The sequence below is a fragment of the Vibrio zhugei genome, assembly GCF_003716875.1.
GTDB classification, from domain to species: domain Bacteria; phylum Pseudomonadota; class Gammaproteobacteria; order Enterobacterales; family Vibrionaceae; genus Vibrio; species Vibrio zhugei.
The window spans coordinates 1,716,070-1,730,312 of the sequence record NZ_CP033078.1; the positions used below are offsets into that span (position 1 = coordinate 1,716,070).

General features: G+C 45.8%; 12 protein-coding genes. 3 read left to right on the plus strand and 9 right to left on the minus strand.

The features are described 5' to 3' along the window. Window positions 1–40: 40 nt before the first annotated feature. From EAE30_RS13185 to hinT, 7 genes are all read right to left on the minus strand, one after another. Window positions 41–1,330 carry an NAD(P)/FAD-dependent oxidoreductase gene (locus EAE30_RS13185; RefSeq protein WP_123016335.1) on the minus strand — a complete coding sequence of 430 codons (1,290 nt, stop codon included), beginning with the start codon at window positions 1,328–1,330 and terminating at the stop codon, window positions 41–43. A gap of 357 nt (window positions 1,331–1,687) precedes the next feature. Beyond that, window positions 1,688–2,227: an alpha/beta hydrolase YcfP gene (gene ycfP, locus EAE30_RS13190; protein ID WP_123016336.1), complete on the minus strand. Its 540-nt coding sequence runs from the start codon at window positions 2,225–2,227 to the stop codon at window positions 1,688–1,690. A gap of 78 nt (window positions 2,228–2,305) precedes the next feature. Then, on the minus strand, window positions 2,306–3,160 hold the full coding sequence (locus tag EAE30_RS13195) for a phosphotransferase (RefSeq protein WP_123016337.1): 855 nt from the start codon (window positions 3,158–3,160) through the stop codon (window positions 2,306–2,308). 27 nt (window positions 3,161–3,187) lie between these two features. Continuing rightward, complete coding sequence (gene lpoB / locus EAE30_RS13200) at window positions 3,188–3,778, minus strand: penicillin-binding protein activator LpoB (protein ID WP_123016338.1); 591 nt, start codon at window positions 3,776–3,778, stop codon at window positions 3,188–3,190. 27 nt (window positions 3,779–3,805) lie between these two features. Next, on the minus strand, window positions 3,806–4,192 hold the full coding sequence (locus tag EAE30_RS13205) for a YcfL family putative periplasmic lipoprotein (RefSeq protein ID WP_123016339.1): 387 nt from the start codon (window positions 4,190–4,192) through the stop codon (window positions 3,806–3,808). Continuing rightward, window positions 4,189–5,562, minus strand: coding sequence for a COG3014 family protein (locus EAE30_RS13210; RefSeq protein ID WP_123016340.1), 1,374 nt, complete (start codon window positions 5,560–5,562; stop codon window positions 4,189–4,191). The genes EAE30_RS13205 and EAE30_RS13210 overlap by 4 nt, the downstream gene beginning before the upstream one ends. 93 nt (window positions 5,563–5,655) lie before the next feature. Continuing rightward, on the minus strand, window positions 5,656–6,006 hold the full coding sequence (gene hinT / locus EAE30_RS13215; RefSeq protein ID WP_123016341.1) for a purine nucleoside phosphoramidase: 351 nt from the start codon (window positions 6,004–6,006) through the stop codon (window positions 5,656–5,658). A gap of 370 nt (window positions 6,007–6,376) precedes the next feature. Here hinT and EAE30_RS13220 point away from each other — a divergent pair, with 370 nt between their 5' ends. After that, window positions 6,377–7,540, plus strand: coding sequence for a DUF1887 family protein (locus EAE30_RS13220; RefSeq protein WP_123016342.1), 1,164 nt, complete (start codon window positions 6,377–6,379; stop codon window positions 7,538–7,540). Window positions 7,541–7,601: 61 nt separating this feature from the next. Here EAE30_RS13220 and fadR read toward each other — a convergent pair whose 3' ends face one another. Then, entirely contained in the window at window positions 7,602–8,441 is an 840-nt protein-coding gene (gene fadR, locus EAE30_RS13225) for a fatty acid metabolism transcriptional regulator FadR (protein WP_123016343.1), read from the minus strand. A 614-nt stretch (window positions 8,442–9,055) separates the two neighbouring features. Here fadR and nhaB point away from each other — a divergent pair. Further along, complete coding sequence (nhaB, locus tag EAE30_RS13230; protein ID WP_123016344.1) at window positions 9,056–10,645, plus strand: Na(+)/H(+) antiporter NhaB; 1,590 nt, start codon at window positions 9,056–9,058, stop codon at window positions 10,643–10,645. Window positions 10,646–10,721: 76 nt separating this feature from the next. Further along, on the plus strand, window positions 10,722–11,249 hold the full coding sequence (gene dsbB / locus EAE30_RS13235; protein WP_123016345.1) for a disulfide bond formation protein DsbB: 528 nt from the start codon (window positions 10,722–10,724) through the stop codon (window positions 11,247–11,249). 78 nt (window positions 11,250–11,327) lie between these two features. Here the strand turns inward: dsbB and EAE30_RS13240 are convergent, their stop codons facing one another. Then, window positions 11,328–14,228: a DNA translocase FtsK gene (locus EAE30_RS13240; RefSeq protein WP_123016346.1), complete on the minus strand. Its 2,901-nt coding sequence runs from the start codon at window positions 14,226–14,228 to the stop codon at window positions 11,328–11,330. Between the last annotated feature and the right edge of the window lie 15 nt (window positions 14,229–14,243).

The window sequence follows — 14,243 nt, forward strand, 5'->3', positions numbered from 1 at the left end:
CAGCGCCAACGCGCTGTTTTTTATTAAGAACTGCAATCGCTTAGTGCAGCTTTAACGTAGGTCTGAGCACACGGTTAATCCGGCCCACCAACATCACCAGTCCTGTTTTTATCACGCCATGAAGCGCCACTTGGTGCATGCGATACAATGAAATGTATACCATACGAGCAATACGTCCCTCGACCATCATCGAACCTTTCGTCAAGTTCCCCATCAAGCTCCCCACGGTTGAGAAGCGGCTCAATGACACCAGCGAACCATGATCTTTATAGATATACCCTTTCATTTCATTACCATTGATTTTCGCAATGATATTTTTATAGGCACGTGTCGACATTTGGTGTGCGGCTTGCGCACGTGGTGGCACAAATTTACCATCAGGCTGAGTGCATTGCGCTAAATCACCGATCACAAAAATGTCTTCATCGCGTGTGGTTTGCAAGGTATCTTTCACCACAAGCTGATTGATTCGGTTGGTTTCCAAGCCCGCGATGTCTTTCATAAAATCTGGGCCTTTAATGCCAGCCGCCCACACCATAATGTGCGCATGGATTTTCTCACCCTCTTTCGTGGTCAATCCGTCGCTGTCCGCTTGCGTGACCATGGTGGCCGTACGTACATTTACCCCAAGCTTAGTGAGCTCTTGATGCGCAGCCCCTGAAATACGCGGGGGTAGTGCTGGTAAAATTCGCTCACCCGCTTCAATCAGATTGACATTTAACTTGCTTGAATCGAGTTCACCAAAGCCGTAGTTTTTCAACTCTTTCACAGCATTGTGCAATTCAGCAGACAATTCCACCCCAGTGGCACCACCGCCAACAATGGCGATGTCTACTTCACCATGGCCTTCTTTGGCATGCAATTTCAAAAACTCGTTATTCATATGGGTACGAAAACGATTTGCCTGATCTGGACTGTCGAGGAAAATACAGTGTTCGCGAACACCAGGAGTATTAAAATCGTTCGACGTAGAGCCAATCGCTAGCACTAAAATATCGTATTCCAATTCCCGCTGCGCAATCAATAACTCACCATCGTCATCGCGGACTTCGGCAAGCGTAATTTTCTTACTCTCACGGTGAATATTTTCTAAACTGCCTAACTGGAAATCAAATGAGTGATTACGAGCATGCGCGCGATAACTCAATGCATCCACGCCCTCATCCATAGAGCCAGTTGCAACCTCATGCAACAACGGTTTCCATAAGTGACTGGAATTTCGATCCACAAGAGTGACTTGTGCTCGCTTTTTTCGACCTAACGTACGGCCTAGCTTGGTCACAAGTTCAAGACCACCAGCACCGCCGCCTACAACAATTATGCGTGTCAAAACAAAGATCCTCAAAAATAAAAGTGAATAATTATAATTTGGCCCGATTGTCTCGAACCAAAGGAATTCTCATTGAATACGAGGCGATAACAGCCTTGGAAAAACACGATTATTCACGATTGTATTTTGATAAGTGTGTTTCAGGCTTTCTTAGACATCCATTTTTACTTTAGTTTCACTTTATTTCAAAAAATATTGGTATTTTTATCAGTAATATTGAATTCTTCCTTATTATAAAGGCGAATGGCTGTGTTGTAACTAAAGAATGTGCCTCAGTCTAGCATATCAAGCATCCAATGAAAAAAGCGGTGAACGCACTGTTACCGCTTCACCGCTACGTTTGTATGCTTGACTTTTTTAGGCCGCTTTAAACGTTTTCATTGCTTGCAGATGCTGGCTGATTTTGGGAAATTTATGCCCCTGCTCTTCATCCCAGGTAATGGCATAAAATGGCGCAAGCTCCGATGCCGTTGCGCGACTGTCGAGAACCTCGTCTTGCCGTGACAGGATCACCATACACCGAGCTTGGTTACGCTCTCGATAATCTGGCAGACATTTGGTGGCAATATCATCAAATTCTTCAGGGCGATCTATCGCGGTCTGCAAGGTTTTTTCTGGATGTAAATTGGGATTAAACAACACCTGCTTTATGCCACACAAATAGCCGACACGCTCTGCCCAATACGCTCCCAAGCCGACGCCACAGATGAGTGCTTGCTCGTCATGGCTGGTCTCAATCGCTTTTTGGACTTCATTGAGCAGATGCTGCATATCATGCTTAGGATGCAAGGTGCTGTAACTGACAAACCGGACATCATCGTCAATGAACTTAAGTTGTAATACTTTTTCGTGGTTACCTGGACTTGTCGAATCAAAGCCATGCAAATAAATGATCATACCGAATCGCTCCTTCTCATTGATTCCACGACGTGTTTTCAGCCTAGACTAAATTATTCCGCTAAATAAACCGTGATCCTAACGGCATAACCTTGCTTTGAGGTCTTGTGCTTGCTCTTGATACGTCGCTTCACCTCGAATTTGAAACGCAAGCAAACACCAAAGTAGCACTAGCAGCAATGTACGAGGTTGCCAGATCTTCACCCCATTGATCCAACCATCAATGTCCTTGATATTACGCAACTGACAGTATTGAGCGACCGTAGTCGGTAAATTCACATCAGCCATGCCAATCGTCAAGGCGAGATCGAGCCGGGGATCGGCAATGCAGGCATATTCCCAATCAATGACCACCACTCCCTCACTTTGCTTGATCAAGTTATGAAACCCCAAATCAAAATGGCACAGAGTGAGGTCGACATGAGGTAAAACCGGTACATCCCGCCAGGTTTGATAGAGTTTTAATAGAGCCTCATCTTTCACATCTGCCGACAGTTGCCGCCAATAGTGATCCACCCGCGCAGTGTAATTAAAAGGCGCGATGGGAATACGCTGTGGGTCAATTTGATGAATATGCATCATACATTTTAACGTCATAGTGATGTTTTCATCCGCAGAGACAAGCTCGCCGTCCAGCCATTCAACTAACAGTCCTTCGTTATTAATAAAAGCCGCTTGTGGAACAAACGGCTCAGCATCAAGGGCTTTGAGAATTTGATACTCTTGGAAACGTGAAATAGCAAACGCTTGAGTCAGTGACGATATCGGCCGCCACACAAAACACCCTTGCCCTGGCATGTCAATTTTCCAACACCGATTCGTTAAGCCTCCCGCCAATGTTTGTGCATAGGCAGGCGTGGCATTGAAGTATTGCTCCAAGGATGCCAACGAGGTATCGAGCTGACACGCATCAGCCCAAGCTATTTTTGCCATTCACGTCTCCACTAAACCGTACGAGGCCTATAAACCAAATAGACTTTTCTTCTCATCTTTACGGATTTCAGTTTCATCAGCCCACTCAATCAAACCGGTTTTCAAATCCATTAAACGCATCGTCATCTTGTAGTACACATCTTTGACGTCCGAATTGTTTTTAACGATGCTAGATAGGTTACCGTAGAGCATGTATTGAGCTCCGACCATTTTACCAAACTTCACCGCAGAACGTTGGTCTACAAGCTCATCGTTATTTTGGAATTGAAGTTGTTTACGTACCGATTCAACACGGCTCATATCGACAAAACGGAATTTTCCTGAGTTCAACATTTTGGTGCTGATGGTATCGGTGATCGACTCAGTATCAATGTGTTCACTGGTCTTGTTCTTAATACGCTCAACAAACACAATCGGACGCTGATCTTTGGTCAGCATAGCGACAGAACCTGAGCTCATCATGCTGTCGACCATATTGGCGGCAATTTTTTGTAAATCGGTTGAGCCAAAATCAACGTTAACGCTTTCTACGCCTTGGGCATCGCCATAGCTCACCGTATTCGAACAGCCACTTAGCGCCATCGCAAGACCTAGTGCAATCCAGAGACTTTTCTTCATTATTTATCCTCAAAAATTTTAAATGACTTATTTGTTTTCACGAATCTGTAAACGGAACTGCTGCCCTTGTGGGCTGATTGACACTTCGGAGACGGTCACCGTTTCCCCACCATGTATCAATAACGGTTGCCACGCAGAAGGCTGCATATTGACTTGCAATCCTTGGTGATCATACCAATAAAAACGGTATTGGACGGACTGGTCATGAGTAGTTTGATTGACCAAGAACACAGAACCGCGCACATGATGGTGCACTTTTTCCGTTGAGATATCGGCCACTTTCAGCGCATCATCTAGCGCGGACTGACCAAAAATCACCCGCTGGTTGGCGCCATCAATTTGCAGCCCGGAGGTATTCGTGCTGCACCCCACCAGTCCTGTGACGGCAAGTAATCCTATTAATGCTAGTTTCATTGTAATTGTCCCAATTGTTTGTGCCACAATGTTGCTTGCTGCCCTTGTCGGGACATCCATACAAGCACCGTTTTTCCTGCTGCTACATCAAAGTGATAGTTGTGCCCAGACACCGTTAACGTTTGTTCTCCGGCAGGCACCACTCGACTTAGCGTTCCGACCTGAGCGGGCAACATCATCCAGCTTCGTGTGTCCGGCTGCTCAGTCAACGTATTCCATATGTTCATAACCAAACCGCTAATTTGATCTTCTTTGGCCATTTCTTTACGCAGTTCATCTTTTGCCACCACTCGAATCGCTTGACGCAAGAGTAGTACAGGCATCCGCTCACTCAGGTTGTACTTCGCCATGCGATTCACATCCACCAATGACGCCACTTGCCGAGAATCACCATTAATCACGAGTGGCGCTAAGGGTGGATGAGAACGCGTCGGATAATGAGGGAGCGCGACAGAATACAACGCCATAGTTCCATGGCCGCCATACAGAGGTAATGACAGTTCCCAGCCTCTCAATTGATCAACCACTCCTTGCTCATCAATAATAATCACACGCCCTTGTGTCGCACTTAGGGTGACTGGCTTGCCATAACGAGCGTGTAACTGCGCGTAATCTTGCTGCATCCCGAGGGACTTGGCCACGCGCAGCGTCCCTTGAATGACCGTCGGGTTGTTCGGTGCAACCGCCAACGCACGTCGATAATCAACGTACGCGTCGTTCAAATCTCCTTGGGCTTCATACAACAAAGCAGACAATAAAAATAAGTACCCATTTTGAACGGCATCCAAGGTTTTTCCCGCATTCGGGTAATGCGCTAACACACTGCCGAGATTCGGTGAAACCCCTTCTGAAGACAGCTTGCGCTGTGCTGAGTTCAGTTCTTTCTCTCTTTGTTCACGGGCTTTTTTCTGTACCGCATTGGCACGTCGCATTTCAACGATGGCATCTTCTAGGTGGTTATCACGCAGATAATTTAAACCTAGGTATAAATGTAAAAAACCCAATTCATAATCCGCTGGCGTATACGTATGCAGATTATCGTTCACCGCCAAGACGCCCAGCGAACTGGCGGTTTCACTTAATGAAATTTTGGCTTTCTGCTGCAACACGTCGACCGCGTGGTCCGATGCATGGAGCGCCTGCATGCTTTTGGGATACTGTTGAGCGAGCCAATAAACACGCCCACGCTCCATATTATCTAAAATATCACCACCAATGGTGCCATCATCTAAAGCCTCTGCCGCATCAGTATAACTTCCGGCCGCAACCGCCTCATAAACATCACTGTTTTGCGCACTATAATGGCTAAACAAATTACTGGCGGTAAATGTTGCACACCCATTTAAAAGTAAGGTGCTTAGACCTAACATTACATAGCGTCGATAGCTATTCACTGATCGCTTCCTTTTGATAACCACACCATTCACACATTCCTGTCAATTTCACATCCAGCCCATGGACACTTAACTCATTAACAAAGGACCGAGCGGACGTCCGCCCAATAAGTGCATGTGAATGTGATAGACCTCTTGTCCTCCATACGCATTAGTATTGACGATTAAGCGATAACCATCCGCATCGATACCTTCTTGCTGAGCAATTTTCTTTGCCACGGTAAACATACGACCTAACGCGAGCTCATCCTCTTCTTCCACATCGTTGACGGTTGGAATCAACTTGTTAGGGATAATCAGAATGTGGCTCGGGGCGCGAGGCGTGATATCGCGAAATGCGGTGACTAAATCGTCTTGATACAAAATATCGGAAGCAATTTCTTTACGCACAATTTTGCTGAAGATGGTTTCTTCTGCCATGAGTAGACTCCAAGTAAATGAGAGAGTTAGTAAATAATTATGAGTATGCGACATGGGTTCGTAAAGCTCAACAAGAAACCCGATTCACTCGCTCATCCTTGTGAGAACGGACGATTTATTTTCCCTAAGATGAACTATTATCAATCAGGCTGTCTAATCTTTTACGCTATGATGTCATTTGTATCGCAAAATACTGAATAATAGTGTGAATATGATAATAATTGACCATGATATTGTCGTATTTAGAGTCACGTGCTCTATTTGATTCCAATAGCAGAATCACTCGTTTTTTACTTTTAAACCGTTATACGCTTGCGCGCCCCCTTTTATGTCATTAGTTTGCAAGTCGTACATGAGGATAAACACTTCAATGGATATTCATGTTGGCATTATCGATCAAGATCCTATCCGCCTGATCACGCCGTTATTAGATGATAGAATCGAATGCTCTAAAATGGTGTTCGTAGGTAATCAAGATCAAGAAATCATCTATCAACGCTTGGAAACCGTTCTGAATAACCGCGGTATTCGCACCGAGTTTTTTATTATCCCCCCAGGCACCAATATTACGGATATAAAAAACAGCACACGCAAATTGGCCATCGATTTAAAATCACGTGATGCCAATGTCTGCCTCAATGCGAGCTGTGGTGCAAGGCATCATTTACTCGCCGTTTACGAAGTCTTTCGTTCTTATCATTGGCCGATTTTTGTGGTCGAACCCAACAGCGATTTGTTGTGTTGGCTCTATCCTGATGAAAATAAAGATAGACAAGTACAAGACCACATTACCATATCCGATTATCTGACCATTTTCGGTGCACGAGGTGAATTTACCGAACACCCAATATCCCCTCAATTGGATCGCAAGTTGTACGAATTAGGAGAGCGCTGGGCAAGCCATGCACTGGAATTAGGCCCAGGGCTAGCAACACTGAATTACTTAGCCACAACCTGTCGTAAAGAGCAACGCTTAGACGTTGAGTTATCAGAAAAACAACAAGGCTACCGCGAGCTGAACATTTTGTTGGAAGATCTTGTCGGTGCGCAAATTGCCACTTACGAGAACGGCATTTTGACCTTTTTGAACGAGGATGCCCGTCGTTTTTCCAATGGGGAATGGTTGGAAACCCTTGTTCATACTACGGTGAAACAAATTCAAGACGATATGCCAACGATTCAAGATCGCTCGCTCAACGTACAAGTCTATCGCCAACGAGGTGAGCGGGAAATTCGCAATGAGTTAGACATTGCCTGCGTGGTGAACAATAAGCTGCATATTATCGAATGCAAAACAAAAGGAATGCGTGACGACGGTGATGACACCTTGTACAAGCTTGAGTCATTACGTGATTTACTCGGTGGCTTGCAAGCACGAGCCATGTTGGTGAGCTTTCGACCTCTGCGTCACAATGACATCACTCGAGCAGAAGATTTAGGATTGGCCTTGATTGGCCCGGATGAATTAAAAGATCTTAAAAAACATCTTGCGGTTTGGTTTAAAGCCGCTGGCGGCCGAACTCAAGGTTTATAAATGAGATAAAAAAACCTGATGCGGATAACATCAGGTTTTTTATGCAATCACATCGCTTCAATTAGCTGTCGTCTTCAGTAAAGCTCGAAGGCAACGTCTTTTTCATCTCATTCCACAGGTGCGCACTGTCTAGACCATATTGACGAATGGTATTGGGTAACTGTTCACTATTACCACTTTCACAAATCTTCAGAAGATCGCGATAAAACTGCAAGGCTAGCTCGCGACTTTCCGCATTAGAAAAGTAATAACTGCCCACGCGATCATATAACTTTTTCAAGCCATTAAAAATGAGACCGTAAATTTGGTTGCCCGAATGAAAGGCTAAACGTTGGAAAAGCATATAATCGTAAAAATTAAACGTTTTCGCGACCAGATGAATCTCACGCATCCCTTCTTCACACTCAGAATCGGGTTTCACATTCTGCACAATTTTATCGGCATAAGGAGAATGAGTAATAAATTCCTCCCATGTCGGTGCATGTAATAAGGCTTCACAAGATTCAATCACATTGGTAATGGTACGCTGCGAATGCTCTGGATTCACTTTAAAAGCGTAACGCATAAAAATTGGACTGATATTGGTTCTTGCGGCTAATAAATCTTCGACAATCGAAGTCGCATTATCAGCATCTAACGTCATCAAGGTATCCAATATATGTAGCCCTGATGTCTCCATAAACTGATTGACCTTGGTCGGTTTCCCATGTTGAATCGTCAACCAACCATCACGCGCTAGACGTTGTAACACTTCACGAAGTGTCGTTCTTGTGACACCAATTAACTCAGAGAGCTCGCGCTCGGCCGGTAAAATAGAGCCTGGTGGAAAACGTCCATTCCAGATACTCTCAATAATGTACTTTTCTGCAAAACCTGCTGGGCTCTTTGCCTTAATGACCATTAAGTACGTTTCCAGTTTTTATTTATTAATCTAATAGTACTCATCATACCACTATAAGCGAGATCTCGAAAACCATCTTCAAGAAAGTGTTCAATTTATTACATTATTTTGAATCGTCATTAACAAAATAACCAGAGCACTCATTTATTGTTACAAAATCCGAATTCCTTTTGTGTTTCAAAATATTTCCTGTTGCACGAATCACAGTGCTATATTGACAATTCCAATAACGAAAAGACGCGAACGTCTTGGGTTTATCACACCATTACCGACAAAAACACGCGATTTGTAGGGATTTATTGCTTTTTCAATTGGTCAATAGTTTTGCTGATTCGCAGGACAAGGTTGTGATATGCTCATTAGGATTTAGCCTGTATAAGATACTGAGCTACAAGGCGCAGTGAAGTAAAAGTTCCTATTTTGTTCACTGTTTAAAGGACAGTTACGGTTTCAAAGGTAAAAGCGAACGTCGTTAAGTACGCTACGACAATCAATGGTCAGCATTGCCATTCGTCGTCACGTTTAAACACACTATTATTCTTTCTTTTCAAGCGACCAAGCCTTTAATTACACTGAGATTCCATAACTACACACTACAGATAAGAGTCATTACCATGCCAATAACTTTAGGACACGCGTTTATTAAGAACTTTCTTGGCAAAGCTCCTGACTGGTATAAAGTTGCCATTATCGCGTTTCTCGTTATTAACCCGTTCGTCTTCTTTTTTATTAGTCCGTTTGTTGCTGGCTGGCTACTCGTTGTTGAGTTTATTTTTACCCTAGCCATGGCGCTGAAATGCTATCCATTACAACCCGGCGGTCTGCTGGCCATTGAAGCCATTATCATTGGGATGACCAGTCCAGGACAGGTGAAACACGAGTTAGCCAACAACATGGAAGTGTTACTACTGCTGATTTTTATGGTCGCTGGTATTTACTTCATGAAACAGCTGCTGTTGTTCATTTTTACTAAAATCTTATTAAGTATTCGCTCCAAAATAGCCTTGTCTGTCGCGTTCTGCGTCGCAGCAGCCCTACTCTCCGCATTCCTTGACGCCCTAACCGTCATCGCGGTGATCATTAGTGTCGCTGTCGGCTTTTACGCGATTTATCACAAAGTCGCTTCTGGTCAGAATTTTAATTCCAATCACGATCATACCAAAGATGAAAACATCAGCGAATTAACCCGTGATGACTTAGAACAATATCGCGGATTTTTACGGTCACTCTTAATGCATGCGGGCATTGGTACGGCACTGGGCGGCGTGACGACCATGGTCGGAGAACCACAAAACCTAATTATTGCCGATAAGGCCGGCTGGCTTTTTGGCGAATTTATTTTACGCATGGCGCCTGTCACGCTTCCAGTGTTTATTGCCGGCATCATCACGTGCATATTAGTCGAAAAATTCAAAGCCTTTGGCTACGGCTCCCCACTGCCTACCAACGTGCGTAAAATTCTCGTCGATTTTAACCGTCAAGAACGTGAGAATCGCACCAGTCAAGATGTAGCCAAGTTGTGGGTGCAAGGGGTCATTGCGGTTTGGTTAATTGCAGGCTTAGCGTTGCACTTAGCGGCGGTAGGCTTAATTGGACTTTCGGTCATCATCATGGCAACCGCCTTTACTGGTGTGGTTGAAGAGCATGCCTTGGGCAAAGCGTTTGAAGAAGCCATGCCATTTACCGCATTATTGGCGGTGTTCTTTTCGGTGGTGGCGGTCATCATCGACCAGCACCTCTTTACTCCTATCATTGATTGGGTATTACATATTGAAGATAACGGGACGCAGCTCGCGCTGTTTTATGTCGCGAATGGTCTGCTGTCGATGGTATCGGATAACGTGTTCGTGGGGACGGTGTATATTAACGAAGTGAAAGCCGCCCTCATGCATGGCATCATCAATACGGATCAGTTTGCCATGCTAGCCGTTGCCATTAACACCGGTACCAACTTACCTTCCGTCGCGACACCAAATGGACAAGCTGCCTTTCTATTCTTGCTGACCTCAGCGCTGGCGCCCTTAATCCGTTTATCCTATGGAAGAATGGTGTTGATGGCACTGCCTTATACCATTGTCCTGTCGCTCGTCGGCTTACTCGGTATCATGGTGTTCCTGGATCCCGTGACTCAACATTTTTATGACCTGGGTTGGATATCACATCACTCAGAGATTTTATCGGGTCAATCAGGGACAAGCCATTAAAAGTGGCTTACTATAAGGAACTCATTTAGCTTAAAAAGCTCTGATATGTCAGAGCTTTTTTTTCGAGGATATCATTGTGACTCTATTTTCCTATTTGAATACTATTTCGCGCCAGCGTTTACCTTGGTTGCTGCTGTTCGCATTTGTGGTGTTTTTTGAAGGCTGTGCGTTATTCTTTCAGCATGTACTGGGATTAGCACCATGCGTCATGTGTATTTACGAGCGTATCGCTATGTTAGGTATCGGTGGTGCCGCGTTAATCGGTGCGATAGCCCCTAACAACCGAGTCTTTCGCTGGGTCGGTCTGTTGCTGTGGGGAGGCTGCACATATAAAGGCGTAAGGCTGGCATTAGAACACGTCAACCTTCAGTTTCATCCTTCTCCGTTCACCACCTGTGATCGGTTTGTCACACTACCAAGTTGGCTACCACTCAATGACTGGATGCCATGGATGTTTAAAGCGTACGGCGACTGTGGTGATATTGTATGGCAATTCTTATCACTGTCCATGCCACAATGGTTGGTCATCATTTTCATCGGAAACCTTGTCGCATTTGCGCTGCTTATCACCTCTCAATGCGTGAAACCATTACGCTCAATGTAACCTCTCGTCATAGCGCCTCCTAAAAATAAAAAGAGCGCCGTTTGGCGCTCTTTTCATCGATGACATGATAACAACGGTCTATTCGCGTGGCGGTGCTGGTGCGAGTACTTCGCGGTTACCATTATGGCCTGGCGCACTGACAATGCCTTGAGCTTGTAGTTGCTCGATAATGCGTGCAGCTCGGTTATAACCAATCTTAAAACGGCGTTGTACACCAGATACCGAGCCCCGGCGACTTTGCACCACGTGCTCAACCACTTGATCAAACAGTGGATCGGTGTCTTCTTCCGCTTCACTTTTCTCACCGGGTAACATCGCTTCAGGTCCTTGATCGCCCGACGTAATTTCCTCAATATAGTTCGGCTTACCTCGTGCCTTCCAATTGTTGACCACGGCGTGCACATCATCATCAGAGGCAAACGCGCCATGCACACGTACTGCATGACTTGAGCCAGCGGGTAAGTACAACATATCCCCCATACCAAGCAACGATTCTGCCCCACCTTGGTCTAAAATCGTCCGTGAGTCTGTTTTGGTCGAGACGGTAAACGCGACACGTGCTGGAATATTCGCTTTAATCAATCCAGTGATAACATCCACCGATGGACGCTGCGTCGCCAAAATCAAGTGAATCCCTGCGGCTCGGGCTTTTTGAGCCAAGCGGGCGATCAGCTCTTCAACTTTCTTACCGACCACCATCATCAAATCCGCGAACTCATCAACAATCACGACGATAAAGGGGAGTTTCTCTAGTAAAGGCGCTTCTGCGTCCATACTGTCGCCAGGTTGCCAAAGAGGATCATGAATCGGATGTCCGGCCTCGGCGGCCATTTTGAGTTTTTGGTTAAAGCCCTTCACATTACGTACGCCCAACGCCGACATCAATTTATAACGACGTTCCATTTCACCAACACACCAACGCAACGCGTTCGAGGCATCTTTCATATCGGTAACAACTTCCGACAATAGATGAGGAATGCCCTCATAAATCGACAGTTCAAGCATTTTCGGATCGATCATGATGAAACGAATGTCTTCTGGCGTCGCCTTATAGAGCATGCTCAAAATCATGACGTTCACACCAACCGATTTACCAGAACCGGTCGTCCCCGCCACGAGAACATGCGGCATTTTTGCTAAATCAGCGATCACCGCTTCACCAGCGATATCTTGGCCAAGAACCACGGCAGTCGGCGAACTCGATTGTTGAAACTCTTCACTACTGATAACGTCAGACAGGTACACCGTTTGACGAGTGATGTTTGGCAACTCGAGACCGACATACGGTTTACCCGGAATCACTTCCACCACGCGCACCGCCATCGCCGATAATGAACGCGCCAAATCCGTCGCAAGATTGGAAATACGGCTGACTTTAACGCCCGGTGCTAAGTCCAACTCAAAACGGGTAATGACAGGGCCTGGGAAAATATCCACCACTTTGGCTTTGATTTTATAATCAGCCAGCTTCGATTCAACCAAGCGCGCAATCTCTTCCAATGCATCACGATCAATAAAGTTATCACGCTTCTCTGGGTGGTAAAGCAAGTCAAACGTTGGCATCGGTTCTTCTGGTACAGGTAACGTTTCTTCCTGACTCACTAAAAATGGATTTTGCTGACCTGCCATATTCGCTTGTGCATCGGACACCAAACTTTGGAATGCTTGCACATCCGCATCGACATCCTCTGCTTCGTCGGTCTCATCATCGTCTTCTCGCCAATCAGACTCGCTTTCCTCTGTCTGTGCAAACGGCGCAGAAGCAGTAGACAATTCAGGGTCAGTCGAATCTAAAGACATGAGCGGCGCTTCATCGTCAACTGCATCAAAATTAGAAATGGAAGGGTGAGATGGCTCCTCACTGTGCGTCTGTGAGTCAGCATCGACATAGACGGGCTCTGGCGTCTCCCATTGGGACGCTCCGAACTCAGTGTCTTCCGCATAATCGTTGTGACTTCGCGCGTCTTCATCTAATGACTCTATCGTCGCATCCAACTGGTGACTGCGTGATACGCTCAAATCATCTTGGTCATCTTGATACGTATAACGAGTCGGTTCAGGTTGGCGAGCTGGCGCCACTTGCGGCATATGAATATTAAAACGGCGCGGTGCGGGCTCGTCCGGTGTCTCAACCGAGTCGACAGGCTCGGACTCATACGACTCTGAGGGCACTGCCGATTGCGAGGTCAACAAAGGATCATCGCTGTTGGTATCTGATACTGTTGGCGCAACCACAACGTCATCGTCTTCATCGGAAAGTTGCGTGTCCGAAGTAAGCGCCTCATCGGTCATCAATGGCGAACCAAGATCTGGCGTCACCAGTTCGTCTTTCTCTTTACGTAAACGCCCTAATAACCAGTGGAACACTTTAATGCTGGTCTCGCCGAGTCCTTCGACAATACGCAACCACGAAATTCCCGTCAGCAAGGTAAACCCCGCCCCCCACAAAAACAACATGGCCAGCGTCGTGCCAAGAACATTCAGCGTCGGCAACGACAGGCTAGTGATCACATCACCAATCACACCGCCAGAAGAGAAATACCACAGATCATCAAAGTTAATATCGGCTAAGGCGCAACTGGTCAGTATTAACACCACCACACCGAGTAAGCGAGTGCCCCACAAGGTAAAGTCAATTTCCTCGTCACTGGAACGCTTGCGAAGCACAATCCAAGCACCTAGCGTACACAAAAAAGGAATGCTATACGCCAATGAGCCAAATATAAAAAACAAGGTATCCGCCACCCACGCACCAAATAGCCCGCCTGCATTGTGGATATCAGAACCCCAGGCCGTCTGCGACCAAGACGGATCGGCTGGATTGAAGGTAAATAGGGACACAGCCAGCAACACCGAAGCCAATACGGCTAAGATAAGGCCACACTCTTTTAATCGTTCGACACCATTCAAGCGAAACATCGGAGCATCATCGCCTGTCTTAATTATGGTTGCCACTTTATTCTTGTGTTCTCTGAACATAAACCAACTTGATAT

Excerpts from the sequence above, each read along its gene's own strand:
- ycfP (WP_123016336.1), bottom strand. The coding sequence starts at position 2,227 with ATGATCATTTATTTGCATGGCTTTGATTCGACAAGTCCAGGTAACCAC.
- EAE30_RS13195 (WP_123016337.1), bottom strand. The coding sequence starts at position 3,160 with ATGGCAAAAATAGCTTGGGCTGATGCGTGTCAGCTCGATACCTCGTTG.
- lpoB (WP_123016338.1), bottom strand. The coding sequence starts at position 3,778 with ATGAAGAAAAGTCTCTGGATTGCACTAGGTCTTGCGATGGCGCTAAGT.
- EAE30_RS13205 (WP_123016339.1), bottom strand. The coding sequence starts at position 4,192 with ATGAAACTAGCATTAATAGGATTACTTGCCGTCACAGGACTGGTGGGG.
- EAE30_RS13210 (WP_123016340.1), bottom strand. The coding sequence starts at position 5,562 with ATGTTAGGTCTAAGCACCTTACTTTTAAATGGGTGTGCAACATTTACC.
- hinT (WP_123016341.1), bottom strand. The coding sequence starts at position 6,006 with ATGGCAGAAGAAACCATCTTCAGCAAAATTGTGCGTAAAGAAATTGCT.
- EAE30_RS13220 (WP_123016342.1), top strand. The coding sequence starts at position 6,377 with ATGGATATTCATGTTGGCATTATCGATCAAGATCCTATCCGCCTGATC.
- fadR (WP_123016343.1), bottom strand. The coding sequence starts at position 8,441 with ATGGTCATTAAGGCAAAGAGCCCAGCAGGTTTTGCAGAAAAGTACATT.
- nhaB (WP_123016344.1), top strand. The coding sequence starts at position 9,056 with ATGCCAATAACTTTAGGACACGCGTTTATTAAGAACTTTCTTGGCAAA.
- EAE30_RS13240 (WP_123016346.1), bottom strand. The coding sequence starts at position 14,228 with ATGTTCAGAGAACACAAGAATAAAGTGGCAACCATAATTAAGACAGGC.